Annotated in this window: 20 protein-coding genes; 13 read left to right on the top strand and 7 right to left on the bottom strand. The window is 66.6% G+C overall.

Going from position 1 to position 20,542, the window contains the following annotated elements:
- Positions 1-11: 11 nt before the first annotated feature.
- From sctN to KHO23_RS10295, 6 genes are all read right to left on the bottom strand, one after another.
- Positions 12-1,361 carry a type III secretion system ATPase SctN gene (gene sctN, locus KHO23_RS10320; RefSeq protein WP_211610917.1) on the bottom strand — a complete coding sequence of 450 codons (1,350 nt, stop codon included), beginning with the start codon at positions 1,359-1,361 and terminating at the stop codon, positions 12-14.
- Positions 1,358-2,185 carry a type III secretion system stator protein SctL gene (sctL, locus tag KHO23_RS10315; protein WP_211610916.1) on the bottom strand — a complete coding sequence of 276 codons (828 nt, stop codon included), beginning with the start codon at positions 2,183-2,185 and terminating at the stop codon, positions 1,358-1,360. The genes sctN and sctL overlap by 4 nt, the downstream gene beginning before the upstream one ends.
- A complete protein-coding gene (locus KHO23_RS10310; RefSeq protein WP_211610915.1) occupies positions 2,170-2,973 on the bottom strand; it encodes a type III secretion protein HrpB4 in 804 nt (267 codons plus the stop codon). The genes sctL and KHO23_RS10310 overlap by 16 nt, the downstream gene beginning before the upstream one ends.
- A gap of 18 nt (positions 2,974-2,991) precedes the next feature.
- On the bottom strand, positions 2,992-3,822 hold the full coding sequence (sctJ, locus tag KHO23_RS10305; protein ID WP_211610914.1) for a type III secretion system inner membrane ring lipoprotein SctJ: 831 nt from the start codon (positions 3,820-3,822) through the stop codon (positions 2,992-2,994).
- Between the two features lie 87 nt (positions 3,823-3,909).
- On the bottom strand, positions 3,910-4,314 hold the full coding sequence (locus KHO23_RS10300; protein ID WP_211610913.1) for a type III secretion protein HrpB2: 405 nt from the start codon (positions 4,312-4,314) through the stop codon (positions 3,910-3,912).
- 18 nt (positions 4,315-4,332) lie between these two features.
- Positions 4,333-4,941 carry an HrpB1 family type III secretion system apparatus protein gene (locus tag KHO23_RS10295; protein ID WP_211610912.1) on the bottom strand — a complete coding sequence of 203 codons (609 nt, stop codon included), beginning with the start codon at positions 4,939-4,941 and terminating at the stop codon, positions 4,333-4,335.
- Between the two features lie 304 nt (positions 4,942-5,245).
- Here KHO23_RS10295 and sctU point away from each other — a divergent pair, with 304 nt between their 5' ends.
- The 11 genes from sctU (at position 5,246) to KHO23_RS10240 (ending at position 15,610) form a co-directional block, all read left to right on the top strand.
- Entirely contained in the window at positions 5,246-6,400 is a 1,155-nt protein-coding gene (gene sctU / locus KHO23_RS10290; protein ID WP_211610911.1) for a type III secretion system export apparatus subunit SctU, read from the top strand.
- An 11-nt stretch (positions 6,401-6,411) separates the two neighbouring features.
- Positions 6,412-8,517 (top strand): type III secretion system export apparatus subunit SctV, encoded by a 2,106-nt coding sequence (gene sctV, locus KHO23_RS10285; protein ID WP_211610910.1) that lies wholly within the window; start codon positions 6,412-6,414, stop codon positions 8,515-8,517.
- Positions 8,518-8,527: 10 nt separating this feature from the next.
- The gene (gene sctP / locus KHO23_RS10280) at positions 8,528-9,268 is read left to right on the top strand and encodes a type III secretion system protein SctP (RefSeq protein ID WP_211610909.1); all 741 of its coding nucleotides are present in this window, start codon (positions 8,528-8,530) and stop codon (positions 9,266-9,268) included.
- A complete protein-coding gene (sctQ, locus tag KHO23_RS10275; protein ID WP_211610908.1) occupies positions 9,265-10,827 on the top strand; it encodes a type III secretion system cytoplasmic ring protein SctQ in 1,563 nt (520 codons plus the stop codon). The genes sctP and sctQ overlap by 4 nt, the downstream gene beginning before the upstream one ends.
- Complete coding sequence (sctR, locus tag KHO23_RS10270; protein ID WP_120296023.1) at positions 10,811-11,461, top strand: type III secretion system export apparatus subunit SctR; 651 nt, start codon at positions 10,811-10,813, stop codon at positions 11,459-11,461. The genes sctQ and sctR overlap by 17 nt, the downstream gene beginning before the upstream one ends.
- 24 nt (positions 11,462-11,485) lie before the next feature.
- Complete coding sequence (gene sctS / locus KHO23_RS10265) at positions 11,486-11,749, top strand: type III secretion system export apparatus subunit SctS (RefSeq protein ID WP_091792697.1); 264 nt, start codon at positions 11,486-11,488, stop codon at positions 11,747-11,749.
- 38 nt (positions 11,750-11,787) lie between these two features.
- On the top strand, positions 11,788-12,837 hold the full coding sequence (locus KHO23_RS10260) for a hypothetical protein (RefSeq protein ID WP_211610907.1): 1,050 nt from the start codon (positions 11,788-11,790) through the stop codon (positions 12,835-12,837).
- Between the two features lie 153 nt (positions 12,838-12,990).
- Positions 12,991-14,352: a type III secretion protein gene (locus KHO23_RS10255; protein WP_211610906.1), complete on the top strand. Its 1,362-nt coding sequence runs from the start codon at positions 12,991-12,993 to the stop codon at positions 14,350-14,352.
- Between the two features lie 41 nt (positions 14,353-14,393).
- The gene (locus KHO23_RS10250; protein ID WP_211610905.1) at positions 14,394-14,642 is read left to right on the top strand and encodes a type III secretion protein; all 249 of its coding nucleotides are present in this window, start codon (positions 14,394-14,396) and stop codon (positions 14,640-14,642) included.
- A 170-nt stretch (positions 14,643-14,812) separates the two neighbouring features.
- On the top strand, positions 14,813-14,980 hold the full coding sequence (locus KHO23_RS10245; protein ID WP_211610904.1) for a hypothetical protein: 168 nt from the start codon (positions 14,813-14,815) through the stop codon (positions 14,978-14,980).
- 174 nt (positions 14,981-15,154) lie between these two features.
- A complete protein-coding gene (locus KHO23_RS10240) occupies positions 15,155-15,610 on the top strand; it encodes a CesT family type III secretion system chaperone (RefSeq protein WP_211610903.1) in 456 nt (151 codons plus the stop codon).
- Positions 15,611-15,764: 154 nt separating this feature from the next.
- Here the strand turns inward: KHO23_RS10240 and KHO23_RS10235 are convergent, their stop codons facing one another.
- Positions 15,765-16,220, bottom strand: coding sequence for a hypothetical protein (locus KHO23_RS10235; RefSeq protein WP_211610902.1), 456 nt, complete (start codon positions 16,218-16,220; stop codon positions 15,765-15,767).
- A 359-nt stretch (positions 16,221-16,579) separates the two neighbouring features.
- On the opposite strand from KHO23_RS10235, the gene KHO23_RS10230 reads away from it, so the two are divergent.
- Both KHO23_RS10230 and KHO23_RS10225 read left to right on the top strand, forming a co-directional pair.
- Positions 16,580-17,203, top strand: coding sequence for a GNAT family N-acetyltransferase (locus tag KHO23_RS10230; RefSeq protein WP_211610901.1), 624 nt, complete (start codon positions 16,580-16,582; stop codon positions 17,201-17,203).
- Between the two features lie 197 nt (positions 17,204-17,400).
- A complete protein-coding gene (locus KHO23_RS10225; protein WP_211610900.1) occupies positions 17,401-20,532 on the top strand; it encodes a winged helix-turn-helix domain-containing protein in 3,132 nt (1,043 codons plus the stop codon).
- Positions 20,533-20,542: the final 10 nt, after the last annotated feature.

The following is a 20,542-nucleotide window of genomic DNA, read 5'->3' as shown; positions in this document are numbered from 1 at the left end:
CCCCGCCGTCATCAACCGAGCCCGCTCAGGTCGTACAACAGCGCTTCGGTTTCGTTCGGTGCGGCATAGTCGCCGGTCCGTTGAGACAGGAACGCCTTGATCGCGTCGGCCTTGGCGATGGCTTCGTCGGCGAGCGCATTGGCGCCGGGCTGATATTCGCCAATCTGCAACAGCATCTCCACCTCGCGATGCTTCGCCATCAACTCGCGGATCCGCGCCGCGGCCTGCACATAATCATTGGGCACAACTTGCGGCATCACGCGCGACAAACTGCCGAGCACGTCGATCGCGGGGTACTGGTTCTTCGCCGCGATCTCGCGCGACAAAATCATATGGCCGTCGAGAATCCCGCGCACTTCTTCGGCGATCGGATCGCTGCCGCTGTCGTCTTCGGCGAGCACAGTGTAGAGCGCGGTGATCGAGCCGGTCTCGCCCATTCCCGCACGTTCCAGCAGGCGCGGCAATTCGGCGAAAATCGATGGTGGAAAGCCGCGTCTCGCGGGCGGCTCGCCCGCTGCCAGACCGATCTCACGGCCGGCGCGCGCAAAGCGCGTCAGCGAGTCCATCATCAGCAGCACGCGCTGGCCGCGGTCACGAAAGTATTCGGCAATGGCGGTCGCCACGTAGGCCGCTTTCGCGCGCTCCATCGAAGAACGGTCCGAGGTCGCGCACACCACCACCGAGCGCGCCATGCCCTCCGGCCCAAGAATCAGCTCGACGAATTCGCGCACTTCGCGGCCGCGTTCGCCGATCAGCGCGATCACGTTGACGTCGCATGAAGCGCCGCGCGCGAACATGCCCAGCAACGTGCTTTTACCGACGCCGGCAGGCGCGAAGATGCCCATCCGCTGGCCCTCGGCAAGCGTCATCATCGCGTCGACGGCGCGCACGCCGGTCGGCAACGGCGCTTCGATCATGCGGCGGCTCATCGGATCGGGCGGTGCCGCAAAAATCGGCCGCAGGGTGTCGGAATGAATCGGCGGACCGCCGTCCACCGGTTCGCCGAGGCTGTCGATCACGCGGCCCAGCAACATGTCGCCGACTTTCACCGCCAGCGAGCGGCCGAGACCGATCACCTGGGTCGAACGCGAAATGTGTTCGAGGCGCGAGAATGGCGACAGCAGCGCCACGTCGCGCGTGAAGCCGATCACCTCGGCATGCTGAAGCAGGTTGCCGTTCGGCGCGCGCAACTCGCACAACTCGCCGAGCGACAGATCGAGACCGGCCACCTTGATCAGCGTGCCGATCACTTCCAGTACTTTGCCGGTGCGGGTAACGCCCGGCACGGCAAGAATCTCGCGTTCGATCTCGTCGGTGAGGCGGTCGAAATCAACCGTGTGGGTGAGCCATGGCGTGCTCATGCGGCTTCCTCGTCGTTGCGAATGGCATAGCCGCCGGTGTCGTCGCCTGGGCCGTCCGCTGCGGGATCATCGTTCTGGGCATACGCGTCGGCTTCTTCCACCGAGCGCTTCAGCGCGCGTGACACGGCACTGCGCATGGCGCGCAATTGCGTGTCGAGACTCGCATCCACCGTGCCGAAATCGGATTCGCACACGCAGCTACCGGGATCGAGCCGTTTGTCCGCGATGACCGAAAGCGGGATGGGCTGCCCGAGATCGCGCCAGCGGGAGGCAAGCCGGTCGAAGGTGGCTTTGGCCTCCGTGTAGTCGTCGGGATGGACGGCGACGCGCAGATAGGTTGCGCCTTCCACGATGCGGTCGACCGTCGCGAGTGCCCGTTCGAACAGCGCCTCGTGACGCTCCACGCGCACGATCTGCTCGACCGCCGAGGCGACGATCTGCGCAAGCCGCTCACGCATGCGCATCTGCAACTGGCTTTGCGCATTCGCGACGTCGGCAAGGCGCTGCATCCAGTCGGCGAGCGCGCGATCACAGCCGTCGCGGTAGCCCTGCTCGCTGGCGGTGTCGTATTCGCGCTGCGCCTGCTCCGCGATCTGAGCAGCCTGCGCGTGGCCGGCTTCGACAATGCGCGCCGCTTCGTCGCGCGCGTCGGCGAGCAGTGCGTCGCGTTCGGCGGCGAGCGCCGCATAGGCCTCGTCGATCGAGACCAGCTCGCCAAAGGTTGCGCGTGGAATCACATCCGCAGCCACGCCGACTCTTGCGGGAGAACCGTATGCATCGATTTCTCCCAAGGCGGAGCGCGCGTGCTTCAACCAAATAGCCATGCAAACTCCGGTAGCAGATCGGACAGACGCGCGAAAAGCCGTGCCGAGCCGGGCGCATCGAGCCCTTCCGGCACGGCCGCAAGCCATGCGGGAGTCGGCAGCACGCGCGGCAACGCGAGCCGCAGCAGTGGAAACGGGACGCGCGTGCCGTCGCCTGGTGCGCTTGCACCGCTTGCGCCGCCTGCGCCGTTCGCTGCATGCGCGCCGCCCAAATCGCGCAACAGCAGCGCACAGCCTTCCACCGCGAGCGTCCCGGCATCCAGCGCCGTCAATGGCGGCATCGCGGCCCGCGCGGCGAGGAGCGCGATATCGGGCGCATCGGCAAGATGCGCGTCCTGCGTGAGACGATCGATGCCCACACCGGTCCACTCCGACAGTTGCGAGCGCGTGCGTTTGTCGATCAGACGACGCGCTTCGGCACGCCGGAACGACAACGCACGCATGCGCAAAACTTGCAGGGCGTGGTGGACCGGCAGCACGTCGAGCAGCACCGCATTCGGCTGCGCGGTGCCGGCGGGCGTCGGTTTCAGCGCGGTTTGTGTAAGCGTTGCGAACGAAGGGGGCTTGACGCCCGCGGCCTCGGCAAGCGCCTGCGAACAGCGTTCGACTGCTGCCGCCCCCGCGCGCGTGAGCGCGCCGCGCCAGCACTCAAGTTGCGCCGCGTTCGCGCCGAGCATCGCGGCGTTCCACGACGGGTCAGCCCAGTGCGCCGCGCTCGCGAGGTTGCGGCGATACGAATCGAGCGCCGCGGCCACGCGCATAAAAGGCAAATCGGTCGGCGCGTTCATCGTAGCCGCGTCGCCGGATCAGTTCGCGGGGCGCAGACGGCGCAAACGCGCCAGCAATCCAGCGAAGCGGCCGCTCGCGGGCGCGCCCGCTCCGGCAGCACCGCCCGCCTCTCCGGCAGGCCGGCCCGTCAGCACGCCACGGCGCGCCAGCACCAGCAGCGCCGTTGCCGCCAGCACCACCACGCCGGCCAGTACGCCGATCAGCCACGCCGGCATGCTCGTGCTCTGCGGCAATTGCGAGTATTCAACCGGGTCCGCCGCGACCGCGGTCACGCTGACCTGATCGTAGGTCAGTCCTTCCACGCTGTGCATGACCAGCGTCTTGATCTGCGGCACCAGTGCGCCGATATCGGAGTCGCGCCGGTACTTGATGAACACCGCCGCCGACGAAGGCTTGATGGTCTGCGCCAGCGGATCGTTGTTCGGCAACACGATCTGCACGCGCGCCACCAGCACGCCGTCGATCTTCGACAAGGTCGACGACAACTCCTGGGACGTGCCATAGATAAAGCGCACGCGCTCCTCGGTCGGTGTCGACACGAGGCCGTCTTTCTTGAACAGCGCGCCGAGGTCGTCGAACTTGTTATGTGGCAAACCGCGCGCGCGCAGCACTTCCATCGCGCGCACCATTTGCGCGTCGTCGACGTCGAGCGACCAGGTCTTGCCCGCGTCCGACGTATCTTTCGACGCATCCACGCCGCGCTCCAGCAGCGCGACCACCATCTCGTTGACGTCCTGCTCGGACAAGTTGCCGTACAGCTCTTTCTTGCAGCCGCTCAGCATCACGCATAGCGCGAGCACACAGAGCAACGGCGCGGCGCGGCGGCGGATCGGCAGTCGGTCGAACATGGTGGCGGCGTCTCGCATCGTGTGCACACGGTTCGCCCATGCGCCGCGCCACGTTCCGGGTAGCGAGCGCTCGGGCGTGCAGGTGCGTTACTGGTTCTTCATCAACGTTTCGATCGCCGATTTCGACGAATCCACCACGCCCATCTTCGCTTCGAGATCGAGCTGCGTGCTGGCGAGTTCGAGCGTCATGCGGATCGTGCCCGCGCTCATTTCGTTCATCGTCATGGTCGGCGCCTGCTGGGCGAGTTGCAGCGCGTCGTTGACCGTGTGCTGCAATTCGGCGTCCTGCGAGGCGACCAGCTTCGACGCGACCGCCGTGCCATCCTGCTGCGGCGCGGCGGGCGCGCTCATCGGCGCCTTCTGCATCAGTGACTGGAACTTGTCGGCCAGTTCAGGGGTGGTCTGCGCGGCAGGCGCGGCGCCCGCGCCCGCACTTTGGGACATCTGCTCGAGCGAGGCCTGCAAGGCGGTCGTGGTGGCATTGACGGTCATGTCCGGCTCCAGAAACGATCAGGCCCGCAGGAACGATTGATGCGCGTAGTCGGCTGCAGCCGGGGCAGCCGGGGCGGGTGCTGCCGCCGTGGCGTGGTCTGCCGGCGCTGCATGCTCCGCACTTTCGGCGGTTTGCGCGTCGAACTCCGTCAGCGCCTCGATCGATTTCGGCGTGACGAACTGGCCGCCGGCACGCTTCACCTTCATCGCGTTCAGCAGGTCCTCGCGAGCTTCGAGCGCGCGCACCAGCGATTGCGTATCGCGGGTCGGATTGTTTTCCATCGCTTCGGTCGCGCACTGCTTCCAGTCCGGATCGCCCTTCGCGGACAGGCAAAACGCGAGCAGCGCCTTGGCATAGCCGAAGCGCGGCGCGTTCTCGCCGACCTGGCGTAGCACGTGAATGGCGTCGTCCCAATGGCCGCGCACCATGTGCAGAATGCCGTCAAGCGTGTCGATTTCGGCAACGCGCGGACGCAGCACGCGCAGCGCGTCGAGCACGAGTTCGATGTCGTACGGATCGGCCGATACCTTCGGGAAGTTGCTGAGCAACGCGGTCGACACGGTTTCGATCAGGCCGCCGACGACATCGGGGCTGCAATTCAGGTAATCCGGCGTGCTGGCGGTCATGGCGATGGGCTCCTGACTGAAGCGTTGAGGTCGACCATGCCGTTCGCAGCCGGTCGGGAAGGATGACGCAAACATAACAACCGGCGCGCGGCGGCAAACCGTGGGATGCGAAGTGGCCGCATGGGATGCGAAGCGCACCGGCGTACTTCGGAATGCGTGCGCCCGCTTCGCCTCGCCCGGCGCGCGCAGCAGGCCCGCGCGCTATCGTCGGCCGGGATAGGCGGTGCTCAGTTCGCGTTCAGCGCGCGAACGCGCCGCGAATCCTTCCCGCCCACGCCCCTCCTCACATCGCGACCGAGCCGACATGAGCGACGAAAAAACCGAAGAGCCCACCCAGAAAAAGCTGCGGGACGCGCGCAAGGAAGGCCAGGTGTCCCGCAGCAGCGACTTGACCGATTCGATCTCGATGTCGGCGGTGGTGCTTCTTCTGATGGCGGGCGCCAGCCACTTCAGCGACGCGATGCGCGAAACGGTGCTGATCGCCACGGGCTTCGTCAACGGCGACCATTCGCTGACCAATATGCAAACGCAGTTCTACAAGATGGGCGGCCTCGCGTTGTCGGCGATCGTGCCGTGCGTGTGCATTGCGGCGCTCGCGGCGATTGCCGGTTCGATCGGCCAGGTCGGCATGCAGATCGCCACCAAGCCGATCACACCCGATCCGAAGGCCGTCAGCCCGATGGCGGGCCTCAAGCGCATCTTTTCGGTTCGCACGCTGATCGAGTGCGCGAAGATGATCGTCAAGGCGGCGATCGTGTTCTGCGTGATGTGGCAGACCATCAAGTGGCTGTTTCCGCTGATCGTCGGCTCGCTGTATCAGCCGCTGCCGGAACTCACGCGCATGTTCTGGGACCTGCTGCTGAAGCTCTTCATGGTGGCCGCGGCGGTGTTCGTGCTGGTCGGCGCGGCGGACGTCAAGCTGCAAAGCTTCATGTTCATGAAGAAGATGAAGATGTCGAAAGACGAGGTCAAACGCGAACACAAGAACCAGGAAGGCGATCCGCGCATCAAGGGCGAACGGCGCCGCCTCGCGCGCGAAATGCTGAACGCGCCGCCGCAATCGAAAGTGGGCATGGCCAACATGATGGTGGTCAACCCCACACACTACTCGGTCGCGGTGCGCTACGCCCCGGACGAACACCCGCTGCCGCGCGTGATCGCCAAAGGCATGGACGAGGCCGCTGCCGAATTGCGGCGCGCGGCGCGCGATGCGGGCGTGCCGATCATCGGCAATCCGCCGGTCGCGCGGGCGCTGTACAAGGTCGGTGTCGATCAGCCGATTCCCGAAGAACTGTTCGAAACGGTCGCGGCGATTCTGCGCTGGGTCGATGCGATCGGCGTGCGGCGCGTGGATAGCGAGTGGGCGCCCGACAACGATGCGCGCGCCGATATCCACGCCGATGCCAACGCCAACGGCGCAGTCACGCATCACGCCGGGCCGCCGCCCGCCCTCCACTGACGAGACCCTCCATGCTGAAGACGCTGAAACTTCCTGCCGGCGGTGAAATCGGTATCGTCGCGCTGATCGTCGCGATCATTTCGCTGATGATCCTGCCGTTGCCGCCGGCGCTGATCGACATCCTGCTCGGCGTCAACATCACGATCAGCGTGACCCTGCTGATGGTGACGATGTATGTGCCCGACGTGGTATCGCTGTCCGCGTTCCCCTCGCTGCTGCTGTTCACCACGCTGTACCGGCTCTCGCTGAACATCGCGTCGACCAAGTCGATTCTGCTGCATGCGGAGGCCGGCCATATCATCGAAAGCTTCGGCGAACTGGTGGTGGGCGGCAATCTGGTGGTCGGGCTGGTGGTGTTCGTGATCATCACAACCGTGCAGTTCATCGTGATCGCCAAGGGTTCCGAACGGGTCGCCGAAGTCGGCGCGCGCTTCACGCTCGACGCGCTGCCGGGCAAGCAGATGAGCATCGACGCCGACCTGCGCGCCAACCTGCTGAGCGCCGAAGAAGCGCGCCGCAAACGCGCGACGCTCGCCGTGGAAAGCCAGTTGCACGGCGGCATGGACGGCGCGATGAAGTTCGTCAAAGGCGATGCGATCGCGGGCTTGATCATCACGATGATCAACATCGTCGCGGGTATCGCGGTGGGGGTTGCGTATCACAACATGAGCGCGGGCGAAGCGGCGAACCGCTTTTCGATTCTGTCGGTTGGCGATGCGATGGTGTCGCAGATTCCGTCGCTGCTGCTCTCGGTTGCGGCCGGCGTGATGATCACGCGCGTGGCCGACGAGCGGCAAGCCAAGCCCGGCTCGCTCGGCGATGAAATCGGCCGCCAGCTCGGCTCCAGCTCGCGCGCGCTGTATTTCGCGGCCGTGTTGCTGCTTGGCTTCGCCGCAGTGCCCGGCTTTCCGGCTGCGCTCTTCCTGCTGCTCGCCGGCACGCTTGCATTCACCGCATGGCGTCTGAACGCAAAAAAGCCGCAGCAGCAAAACCACGAACGCGAATCGCTGCACGCCATGCAACGCTCCGGTTCAAAGATCGACGTGCCGGCGATTCTGGCGCGTGCGCCGCAGTTCACCTGCCCGCTCGGCGTGCGCATCGCACCCGATCTGGTAGCACGGCTGACCATGCCCGCGCTCGACAAGTCGTTCGAAACCGAACGCGCGCGCTTGCAGGAAGAGCTCGGCCTGCCGTTTCCCGGCATCACGATGTGGACGTATGCCGCGCTGCCTTCGTCAACCTGTCAGATTCTCGTGCACGATGTCCCGCAACTGACCATCGAACTTCCCGCCGGCAAAGTGATGCTGCCCGAAGCGAGCCGTCTCGCGCATTCGGCTGCGCCCGTCACGCTGACGAGCGAGGAGAGCCAGGCGCTGGACGCGCTCATTGCACAAAGCGAGGCCGGCCCGCCGATCGACGCCAGCGGCGCACCGACGCGCTGGCTCGAAGAGCGCGCGGTGCCGCCGAAAACGTCGGTATGGCGCGCGGAACAGGCGATCGCGCATGCGTCGGTGGCGCTGATGCGGCGCCACGCACCGCTCTTTCTCGGCATTCAGGAAGTGCAGTGGATTCTCGATCAACTGGCGGGCGACTATCCGGGTCTCGTTGCCGAGGTGCAGAAGGTGCTGCCGCCGCAACGAATCGCCGACGTGCTGCGTCGCCTGCTCGAAGAACAGATTTCGATCCGCAACGTGCGCACGATCATGGAAAGTCTGATCGCGTGGGGACCCAAAGAAAAAGACATGCTGATGCTGACCGAGTACGTACGCGGCGACCTCTCGCGCTTTCTCGCGCATCGGGCCGCGAGCGGCGAGCGGACCTTGTCGGCGGTGCTGTTCGACATGCCGGTCGAACAGCACATCCGTCAGTCGATCAAGCAGACGCCGACCGGCAATTTCCTCGCCTTGCCGCCCGATGAAGCCACCTTGCTGATCGACAAGATCCAGTCTTTCGTCGGCGCCGTGCCGCGCGAGGGCGTGGCGCTGGTGACGTCGATGGATATTCGCCGTTACGTGCGGCGCATGATCGAAGCGCGGCTCGGCTGGCTCGCGGTGTATTCGTATCAGGAACTCGGCGAACACGTCGAATTGCGGCCGCTCGGCCGCGTGTCGATCTGAGGCCCTGGCGATGACGCATATCGTCTCGCGCCACGTGCGCGTCATTCCCGGCGAGGCGGATAGCGACACGCCCGAAGACATCGGCGCGCGCGCCGGCTCGCGTGGATCGGGTGGACGTGGTTTCGACTACGCGTCGCTGCTCGGACGACGCCGCGCGTTGCATCGGCTCAATAGCAACGCGAACGCCGACGAGCACGCGGGCTCGCAAGGCGGCAGCGATGCGGATGCCGTTGAAGACGCTACCGATGCCACTGCGCCATCCGCACCGCGCCTGTTCGCTCGCGGCGATGACGATGGCGATGCAGCGCAGGAAGCGTCTGCGTTATCCGCATCGGGTAGTGATGCGAATCCTTCGGCAAGCGCGGATAGCACGCCCTCGGCCGAACGTCTCGCCATCGGCGCGCGCGTCGCCGATGCCGCGGCGCCGGTCGTGACGGCCGTCTACCGGCAACAGCAACGCTTCGTGCAACTGCTCGGCTCGCTCGCTCGCGAGATCGGCGCGTTCTGCGGCGACCCTTCGATTGCCGAAGCAGGCAACTGGGAAGTGCAGTTGCCGCTCGATCAGAAACTGCTGCCGCAAACCACGCTGTACCTGACGCTTTCGCGTTTCAGTCTGCAGCTTCGGTTCGACACGCCGGATACGGCGACACGGCAACTACTCTTGGAACACAGCGCACTGCTCGAGCGAGAACTCGACGCCTTGCTGCGCGCGTGGGGTGAAGCCCGCGAAATCGAACTCACTGTCTGGTGACAGATCCCCTGCGCATGACCTATCCGCTCGACGAGCCGACGACCGAAGACGAAGCCGCGAACGATCCGCACGCCACGCGTGGGCACAAGGTGACGGCATTGGCACGTGTGGCGGGCGATGCGGCGCGTGAGCGCGCGGTCGCGATTGAGCCGTCGAGCAAAGCGGGAAATATCGCAAGCGGGCATACGGCGGCAGTGGAACCGACGAGCATGCCGGGCGATTTTGAGCGTGCTAGCTCACATTCAGCGAACGCCGCAGCGGCAAAGACAAAGGAACTCGGCGCGGCGGTTACCGACGCTTCAATCACTTCAATCGCTCCGATCGCGCCGCTGCGCTTGCGGGCCATCAGCCCTGCCTCCGCTCGCGTGACGCGCACGCTATGCGATGCACGGGTCGCCGGTTTTCTGCATGCGACGCTCGGCATCACCGAATGGCAAGCGGCTGTGGCCGATTGCAATACCTTTGATGCGGCTTACGCGGACCCAGGCGTAATCGAACTGACGCTCGCGCCGGCTGACGGCATGTCGGCCGTTGGCATGCGCGTGGCACTCGATCTGCACGCCTATACGCCGCTCGCGATCACCGCGTGGCCGGATACCGACGCGCTCAGCGCGAAGCCGCCTGCCGACGTCGCATTACGCCAGGCGGTCGCGGGCGTGGTACTTGAACCGCTGTTCGAGCGATTGATCCGTGCAGGTTTCAGGGACCCACGCGTGGTTGCCGTGCGGCGTGGGCGTCTGGGCGATTCGACATCGTCACGCAAGCCGGCGGGCGAGGCCTCTGCCATTTCACCCATCGTGACGCTCTCGTTCGTGCTGGATGAACGCCGCTATCAGGTCGCGCTCAGCGCCGATCCCGCGTGCTATGACGTGCTCGACCGATTGCTGCGTGTGGCACCCTCGCCTGCTTCGGTTTTATCGCCCGCAGCGGCGGCCGCTTCAGATGCTTCGCCTTCGTCTGCGTCCGATCGCGCTTCGGAAACCGCCGTCGACCTCACGGTCCCCGGCAGCCTGATTCTCGGCGTCAAGCGCTTACCGGTCGACACGCTGCACGCGCTGGAACCCGGCGACGTGCTGTTGCGCGCCGCCTTCCCTTCGTTCGATGCCACGCTGCTCGATGCATCGAGCGTCCCCTCTTCGCCCCACGCACGACCGCGCGCTGTCGCCGCGTGGGGAACCCCCGGGCTCACCCGTGTGTGCGCCGCTGTGGAAATCGACGGGCAGTCGCTCGTCATCGTCAAGGAGCCGAACATGTCAGAAGAGCTGGACCCGGCGAGCGCCGACGCCGGGCTCGCCATCGACGACCCGGCCGATCCGATCCGGATCGGCGAACTCGAATTGCCGGTGCAGTTCGAAATCGATACGGTGGCATTACCGCTCGCCCAATTGTCGGCGCTCGGCCCCGGTTACGTGCTCGAACTGCCAGTACCCGTGGCAGACGCACAATTGCGGCTCGTCGCGCACGGACAAACCATCGGCTATGGCGAGCTGGTGACGGTCGGCGAGCATCTCGGCATCCGCATCATTCGCATGGCGCACAGGCATGGTCCAATTCAGTGATATCACCGGGCTGCTGCTGGTCGTCGTCGCGATCAGCCTGCTGCCCTTCGTTGCCATGGTCGTCACGTCGTACGCGAAAATCGTCGTGGTGCTGGGCCTCCTGCGCAATGCACTCGGCGTGCAGCAGGTGCCGCCGAACATGGTGCTCAACGGCATCGCGATTCTGGTGTCCATCTACGTGATGGCGCCGATCGGCATGCTCGCCGCGAAATCGCTCGAAGGCCAGCAACTTGCGTCGCAACCGTCGCAGGCGCTAATTCAGGCATTCGGCGCGGCGCGTGAGCCGTTCCGCGCGTTCCTCGTCAAGCACACGAACGAGCGCGAAAAGCGCTTCTTTCTGCGCTCGGCTTCCGTGGTGTGGCCGAAAGACGAAGCCGCGCTGATCAAGGAAGACGATCTGATCGTGCTGGCGCCCGCGTTCACGCTGACGGAGATGACGGACGCGTTCAAGATCGGCTTTCTGCTGTACATCGCGTTTATCGTGATCGATCTGATCATCGCGAACGTGCTGCTCGCGATGGGTTTGAACCAGGTCACGCCGACTAACGTGGCGATTCCGTTCAAGCTGCTGCTGTTCGTCGTGATGGACGGCTGGTCGACGCTGATTCACGGTCTCGTGATGTCGTACAAATAGCGCGGCCATTCCAGGAAAACCCAGATGGAAATCGATTCGCTGATCCGCTTCACCACCGAGGGCATGCTGCTGTGCCTGACCGTTTCGTTGCCGGCAGTGATCGTCGCGGCGGTGGTCGGCCTCGGGGTGTCGTTCCTGCAGGCGATCACCTCGATGCAGGACCAGACGCTGTCGCACGCGGTCAAACTGATCGCGGTGACGGTGGCGATCGTGGTCGCCGCGCCGCTCTCGTGCGCGGCGATTCTGCACTTCGCCAACGAAATGATGCAGGCGGCCGTGCCGCTGTGAAGCGGCGCACTGCCTGACCCACCTGCGAGGCGATCGACATGAGCCGCATCTCTCATCAGGGCAGCGACACGGCGGCGGCCCAGGCACAGCACGTCGCCCAGTCGCAGCAGAAAACCGCCAATGCGCAGGGCGCGCGCAACGGCGCGCAATTCGCGGCGCTGTATCGCGGCACCACCAATTTCACGTACGGCAACGACGCGCAACGTGGTCCGTCGGTGAGTTCCGTCCGCGCCAAACGAATGGCGGATCAGTTGGCTCGCAAGCGCCGCGCCGCCAAAAAACAGCGCAGCAACGCCGGCGGTCTCGACGACGACGGCCCGGACGACGCCGAAGCGCATCACGCCGAGGGACAGAAGGTCAACCGCGACGGCGGCGGGCGCGGCGGTGGTGGCGGCCATTCGCAAGGCGACCATGGCGACGAGCACGGCACGGGCGCGGCGCCGGCGATCAAGGCGCGCGGCGACCGCAGCGCCGTGCCGCCCCCGCCTTCAGGCAGACTCGACGCGGTCGCCGCTCAATTTTCCCAGCCGGGGCAGGAAGGTGCGCGCGCCGCCGCGGTGCGTGACGCGTGGCGCGGCGACATGCTGAATCTGCGCGACCAGTTGGCCGCCAATCCGCAGATGCCGATCGATTCGCGCGTGCTTGAACAGGCGATCGATCTGCTAGGCGTGCAGCAGAAAATCGGCAGCATCGCCGCGTCGCAGCCGGGTGCGGGTTCCGGTGTGGCCGCGTTGCGTGAGCGCGCGGGCGGGCCGGCCACTCACGGGGTGACGCGGATGCCGCCGCCGGAACGGGTGCAGCGCTTCAACCTGCTGTTTCCGCTGCTTTGGCTGCACGCGGACAAGCCGTCGAATGCCGCGCAACTCGCCCGCTCGATCGATACCTTGTGCGTGATGCGCAGTGGCGCGCTCGGGCGGGGGGCGGAATCGGGCAAGTCCGGTGCATCCGGCACAGCCGGTTCTACCGCCGAAGGAGACGCCAAAGCAGACTCTAGAACAGGTGCCGATGCGGCCACACCCGGTGCGCCGCCGCCCCATTCTGCCCCGCCGCCAGGCCCGCGCCGCGCCTTCCCGAACGGCGGCCGCTAGCCGGTTTGCCGCGCGGCTTCGCATCCCACGCGGTGCCTTCGCATCCGCTCCGGGACCTGCCATAACGGGCGGCTACATTAAGGTCGATCGGACCGGTCGCGCCGTGCACCGCGCACGCCCCGGCCCTCTTCCCACCCACCCTGTGCGAGCACGATGAAACTGCTGCGGATACTGACGGGCGTCCACGCGGGAGCGCAATTGCAGCTCGCGCCGGGCACGCATCGCGTCGGCGCCGACGACGATGCCGACATCCGCCTCACCGACTGGCGGGGTGCGGATGCGCTGCTGCACGTCGACGCGAGCGGCGTGGTCAGCGCGCAGCGCGTCGCGGCCGCGGCCGCACAAACGGCAGACGCAGCGGGCACGGTGGGCCCGGCAGATCCGGCAGAAGGTCAGCCCGCACAGTCGGCCGTCGCGGAAGAAGTGGTGCTGCTGGTGGACTTCGTGCCGATGCAGTTCGACGACATGATCCTGTGCGTCGGGACGGACGACGCCGTCTGGCCGTCCGATCTCGACCTGTTGTCGATGCTGCTGACGCGCCCCGCCGAAGCGCGCTTCGCGGCCGAACGCAAGAAGCGCCACCGTTATGTCGGCGCCGTGCTGGCGTGCTTCGCACTCGGTATCGTGATCGTCGCCGGTTCGCTGCTGACCACCACGCAGATGAGCCGCGCCGCCCTGCCGCGCAATGCCGACGACCGCGCGCAACGCGTCAGCGAGGCGCTGGCCGCGGCCCACGTGAGCGGCTTGCAGGCGCACGCGGTCGGCAACACCGTGGTGGTCACGGGCATGGTCACGAGTCCCGCCGACGACGACGCCGTGCGCAACCTGCTCGCGCGGATTTCGACGACCGGCATCTCGCGCAATTACGACGTCGCGCAAAACGACGCGCGCAGCATCGAGGATTCGCTGGGCGTAGCCGGCGCTCACGTGCGCTATCTCGGCGAGGGCAACTTCGCGGTGACCGGCGCCGTCAGCAGCCGCGCGGATCTCGACGCGGCGCTCGCGCGGGTGCGCGCCGATCTGGATCCGAACGTGAAGAACGTGCTGGTGGAAGCCGCCGAAAACGCCAACGTCGCGGCGGGGACCACAGCCTCGGCGTCGTACTCCGAAATGATTTCCTCCGACGACGTCCGCTATGCGCAGACGCCGGACGGGGTCAAGCATATCTATGCGGTCGATCCACCGGCGTCGGATAGTGATGCGGGAACCACGGCGAATACGGCAACGGGCGCAAGCGGCGTGGCGGTTGCCAATGGCAACGGCAATGGCAATGGCAACGCAAACGCAAGCGCCGCCGCTCAAGCCAGCGGCACCGCGACGGTGAATGCAAACGCCACGGCGAACGGCAACTCAAACGCCGCCCATGCGGCAGCCGCGGCAAACACCGCAACCCGATCGAACCCAACCAACGCCTCGATCGTCGACAACGACACCATCACTCGCAGCGCGGCCAGCGTCGTTCCGCTGCCCAACCCCGCCACACTGCCGCCTGCGCAGCCGCGCAGTCCGAGTTGACCCATCACCGGCACATCGCCCCGTTCAATCAGGAGATCGACATGTACGAGCAGCTCGAAGCCCACGCCAGCGAATTCAACGATTTGCAGAAGACGCTAGCCGATCCGGCCGGCGCGCCGAAAGTGGACGCGATCCGTCAGGCGCTCGACGCGACTGCGCAGCGGATCAGCGACACCCAGGGCGCAACCGACCTCGATCGCAACAATCTGGCGAAGCTGTATCGCGGCTTTCTCGCTGCGTCGCGCGTGATCGCGCGGCTGCAGGAAAAACGGGCCGGCACGCACGCCTGAAAGGGCGCGCGGCGGCTCACCGTGAGCCTCGCTCAGCGCGCATCACGCGCCTGGCTTACGGGCAAAGCGCTTGTTGCGGCGGCCCGCTCTCGCGAGCAGCCGGCGCGGCGGCAGGTCTCGATATAGGCCACTTAGTCTCTACTCTCTACCCATAGTCACTGGAGGTTTTTATGTCCGTAGGAAGCGCAGGCGGAATGATGGCTGGTCTCACGCAGGAAATGGACCAGATGACGATGATGTCCGCCCAGATGCAAGTTCAGCAAAGCATGTATGCATCGGTGGCGAACATTGCGAAGAGCGGTGCAAACAACGTCAAGGATGCTTCGCGCGGCGGCTAAGCATCGCAGCCGCGGGCCGCTCGCCGATGGCGGCGGTCCGCACACGGCCGGTCCCGTTTCGTGCGGAGTCCGGCCGTGTTTTTCGCGGCATTCCCGGCGCTCGCCGGGTGCAAGGCGCGGTTCGCATCCGCACCGCGCTGAACCCCGCGCGCATCGCCCAAGCAAGGTACGAGGATGAGCAGCGAGCGTTACACCAGCCTGATCATGGACCTGTGCGCGACCGTCGGTCTCGGCGACGCGGACCATGTGCTGCGCACGCGGTCGATCGAGGTCGAAGGCTTCGACGTGCGGCTCGATTATTTCGAGCGCGACCTCGACGCGATGTACGCGAATTTTCATTTCGGCACAGTGACGGCCGGACGCACGCTCGTCGTCTTCCGGCTGATGCTCGAAGCCAACCTGCTGATCTATGCGCAGGACCAGGCACAATTGGGGCTCGACACGGACACCGGCGGCGTTGTGCTGGTGCTGCGGCTGCCTTTCGCCGACGATCTGAACGGCGAGGGACTCGCCGATCTGCTCGCGCACTACGCGGAACATGGCCGCTACTGGCGGCAAAACATCGTGGAATCGAACGACGAGATGTTTGAAGGCATCGCTTCGGGGGAGTTCTTCTGGCTGCGGGCCTAGTTCGCCTCTGGCGCGGACTCGATGCAAGCCCGGCTCCCGCATCGCGGTCCGTCAACGAATATAGCGCCTCACGGCAGGCGCATTGCTTCAGATCGAAAGCCGTTCCGGCGACGACGATCCGCAGGTCCGCGCACAGCGGACCTTGCTACGTGCATCACCCCTTCGACGCCTCTTCGACATTGTGCGCGCCCTGCTTGATCAGCTCCGCGATCTGGTTGACCGCCGCCTGCTCGAATTGCATCACGCTACCCAGCACGTTCATGCCTGCCGAGGCCAGGCCGGAGGCATCGTTCGCGACGGTCGCCGCGCCCTGCGCGAGTCCGCCGAAGCGGCCGGGCCGACCGGGTTGGCCTGGCATGCCGCCCGGCATTCCGCCCGCGCCTTGCTGGGTCACCGGGGGTTTAGCCGAGAACGACGTACCCTTGCGTTTGCCGCTTGCCTCGCTGCTGTTGTTGGCGACCAGTTGGCTGAGATTCGCATCCGCTTGCTGACTGGCGTGCGCATTCCCATCGGCGGGTTTGCGACCGCCGCTGGCCGGCGACGACGGCGTGCTGGCGTCGGATAGCGGCAGCGTGCTGCGCGAGCGTGAAATCGATGGGGAATCCGGCATGGTGCGAGGCTCCTGATGAAAATGCGCGCTACGGTCACGAAACGCAAAACGGGGATGTCGAACAGACGTCCTGCTCGACCTTACAACCGGCGTACGACGCGCGCGGCCGGGACGCGAAAACGTGTGCACCGGCGCGAAGCTGAAAACAGAGCACGGCGGGGTCGAACGCGCAGCCGCGAGCGCAGCTGTGAACATTCGGGTGAGCACTGCCGTAAGCGCCACCCGCCACACGCCCGCCCCGCGCCGTTCATCCGCACCCCGGTCTTCGCGCCCTCTTACGCCGGTTCGCGGGCCGTCGCGCGCGAGTCACACGCGAGCGGCACACTACTTGGGTTCGCCGCTCATTCGGAGTCCGACTCATGCGCTTCACCCCGCTCGACAGTATGGAAACGCCTTATCTGCGGCTGCGCCCGCTCACCCTCGCCGATGCCCCCGCCCTGTTCGACCAGATGCTCGGCGACGCCGACACAATGCGCGACCTGCCCGTGCCGCGCCATAGCGGCGTTTCGCAAACCGCCGAATTCATCGACGAGGCGCTGCGCGGCTGGGACGACGGCACCCTGATTCGCTACACACTCGAATGCAAGGAGACCGGCCGGCTGACCGCGCTGATCGAGTTGAAGCCGACGCTGCCGCGCGTGGAGATCGGCGTGATCATCAGCCGGCATGGCGGTGCCCGACGCCGCCGGGCAGGCATCCTTGCGCTGCAGGAATTGATCGACTGGCTGATCGAGCAAGCCGGCGTCTACCGGATCTTCGCGTGCTGCGCCGTGGACGGCGCCGCGCACAGTTCGATGGAGCGGCTCGGCTTTGTCAAGGAAGCGCTGCTGACGAATCATGAGCCGCGCCCGAACCGCGGCCTCGCCGCCGCCGACAGCTATCTCTATGCCTTGACGCGACCCGCGCCGGTACCGCCGGAGCCGGCCAGCGCCGGTGTTGAGTGGCTGCGCAACACGATGCAGTGGAGTCTCGCGGACGCCTGACGCAGCCGGACCGCCTGGCAGAGGCACCAAGGACGCATCGAGCCGGAACGAAGAAGTGTTCGCAACATCAGCAATTGTTCACTTCTCGGGCGATAATACAAAGGTCAGACGAATACCGCACCGCGGCCGTTCGTTACGCATGCCTCGCGAGTCCCTCTCGCCGGTGGACCGAAACACAACTACGCCGGAGACCCATCATGTCGCTACCGCGGCTCACCGGTCAGGTGATCGCCTTCTCGCGATTCTGGCTCGCGCGCGAAGTGGGCCTGCTGATGGCCGACGGCGCCGTCATCGAACTCGGCGCGCGCCCCTTCGCGATGCTCGCCGCCCTGCTCGAGGCGCGCGGCCGGCTTGTGTCGACCGCCGAGTTGCGCGAAATCGTGTGGCCAGGCAGCAATGTCGACGCGAACACGGTGCAGGCGCAGATCTCCGCGATTCGCCGCGCCCTCGACGACGAGCGCGATCTGATCGTCACCGTAGCCGGCCGCGGCTACCGTTTCGCGGGTGAAATCCGCGTGCTCGACACACCCGACACCGGACTCGATCTGCCCGTGGCGAACACCGGCAGCGTGGCCGCGTCGCTCGCCACCTCATTTGCGGCGGCGGCCGCAGCCAGCCCGCTGACCACCGCCGGACTCACGTTCGGTTCGCCGTACGGTTCATCCTATCGCGCGACGTGGCGCAACGCCGTTCCAGCCGCCCCTCGCACCACGTTTGCGAATGTCGCGCCGTCCGCCACGCTGACCTCAGTCACGGCCGCATCGAGCCTCGCCGCCGCGGCAGCGCCGGCCACCTCCGCTTTTCCGGTGTTGATGCCGACTAGCGCCGTCACCTCGCTGCGCGCGCAGATCATCGACCCGTCGCCGTTCATCGGCCGTCATGCCGAGTTGTCCGAATTGCTCGCGCTGGTGCCCGCGCGCCGCATCGTTACGCTGACCGGCGCCTCCGGCGTGGGTAAAACGCGCCTTGCGATCGAAGCCGCGAGCCACCTCGCACCGCATTTTCCGGACGGTGACTTTTGTGCCGCGCTGGCCTCGCTCGCGCAGCCCGACCGCGTCGCCAATGCGATCGGCGCGGCCGTCGGTCTTGAAGCGGATGGCGAGTTACCCATGGCGGCCAGTCTGGCGGCGCAGATCGGCGAGCGCCGCATGCTGCTGATCGTCGACCACTGCGATCATCTGAGCGAAGCGGCCGCCGCGCTCATCGACACGCTGGTGGCCAACACGGGTGGCTTGCATGTGATCGCGACGTGCGAGTCGCCGCTCTTCATCGGCGGCGAAACGACGGTGCCGGTGGCCGCCTTGCGCGCGCCGCCCGAACAGATCGACGGCACGCCCGCCACACTCGACTACGACGCGCTCCGGCTGCTCTTCACCCGGCTCGCGCATTGCCTGAAAACGGCCGCCTTGCATGCGCCGCTGCCGGAGGTGGGCAGCATTGCGCCGGCCACCTTCTCGGCGGCCGCGCTGATCTGCCGACGCGTCGACGGCGTGCCGTTCGCGCTCGAACTCGCCGCCGCGACCATTGCCGGCCAGGTGCGCGCGGGCGTGCCGCCGGAAGGCGCGATCGTGGCGTTCGCGCACGAACTCGACACCGTCATGACCCATCGCAGCGGCGGCCGCCGCATCGTGCTGCCGCGCACGGCGATTGTCCACGTGATGCTCGACCTGTCGTACGCGGCGCTCGAAGCGCCGACCCGCACGACGCTGCGCCGGCTGGGCATTTTCGCTACCTCGTTTTCGCACGACGCAGCCTGCGAAATGCTCGGCGCGTTCGGCAGCGACTACGGCTTCGGTCCACCCGAGCCGCGCCTGCTGGAACGCCAGCTTCATACGCTGATGGACGCGGGCCTCGTGAATACGGTCGACTGCGACGGCGCCTTGCGGCTGCGCTTGCCGCCCGCCGTGCGCCGCTTCGCGCTCGACGCGCTGGAGCGCAATCGCGAAAGCGCGGAGGCCGAACTGCATCATGCGCAGTTTGTCGCCCGCGACATGGCGCGCCGTTTCGGCGCGGGCGTCGCCGTGGCCACCGCGCACAGCCGCCACGATATCGATGCGTTGCGCGCCGCGCTGGAATGGGCCGTGTCCGTCGACAAGGTGGATCTGTGCACCGAGTTGCTCGACAACACGGCGCCGATCTGGGTGGCACTCGCGCTCGTCGACGAATACATCGGCTGGGTGCGTGCGGTGCTGGCGCGGGTGGACAGCGTGTCGATGCGGCGTATTCGCGACGAGATGCGCCTGCGTGCCGTGCTCGCACGCGCGTTGATGCTCAAGCGCAGCGCATCGAACGAAATTGTCGGAAACTGGCAGCGTACCTACGAACTCGCCAATATTTGCGCCGACACGCCGTATCGTCTGCGCGCGCTGTTCTGTCTCGTGATGTGCGCGCTCGACGCCGGCGAGGTCGAGCAGTGCCGGCGGCTCTCCAGCGAGTTCAGCGAGATCGCACTGGCGGCGCACAGTCCGGCCGTGAGCATCAACGCGCGGCGCATCGAGGGCATCGTCAAGGCGTATGCGGGCGAATTCGACACCGCCATCCGCCTGCTCGCACCGGTTGTCGGATTCAACGACGAAGCCGCCGACGAGATCGACGAAGACCTGAGCCGCGAGGCCAATGCGGTGGCCACCAGCTACGGGCTGTCGTTGCATCTCGTGGCGCGGGCGATTCATGCCGTCGCGCTGTGGCTGGTCGGCCAGCCGCAGCGGCCCGCGCCGCTGCGCGTCACGATCCGCGATCCCGCCGACGAAAGCGAACCGCTTGCGGGCTGCATTGCGCTCAGCCTCGCCTGCGCGCTCGCCGCACTCGACGACGACATCGCGCTGACCGAGTCTTGCGCCGCGGCCCTGGTGACGCGGGCGCGTGCAGCGGGCGTCAAACGCTGGCTGCGCCTCGGCCTCGATTTTCAACTTTGGCTCGACGCCCGGCGCGGCGACCAGGAAGCCGCGCGGCGGCTGATTGCCGGTGCGGTGAAGCGAATCACGCGCGAGCGCATCTATGTCCCCGACATCGCCTTCATCGCCACGCTCCTGCCGCGCATCGCGCTGCAGGACGAACCGGAACTCGCGGCCTCGCTCTGCGCGACGCTGCGCGAAGCCGTGAGCCGCAGCGAGCGGACCGGCGAGCTCTGGTACGTGCCGGAACTGCTGCGTCTGAACGCGATGCTGCGTCTGCGCGGCGGCGAAGATCCGAGCACGGTGCGCCCGCTGCTCGAAGATGCGCTGCGACGCGCGCGGCAGCACGGCGCGCAACGGCTCGACCTGCGCATTACCGTCGATCTCGAAGCCCTCGATGCATCGGCCGCCGTGGGGCTGCTTCGCGTGAGGTGACATCGCTTCG

It is taken from the genome of Paraburkholderia haematera, from assembly GCF_905220975.1.
GTDB lineage: Bacteria > Pseudomonadota > Gammaproteobacteria > Burkholderiales > Burkholderiaceae > Paraburkholderia > Paraburkholderia haematera.
This window is presented reverse-complemented; position numbering and strand designations above follow the sequence as displayed.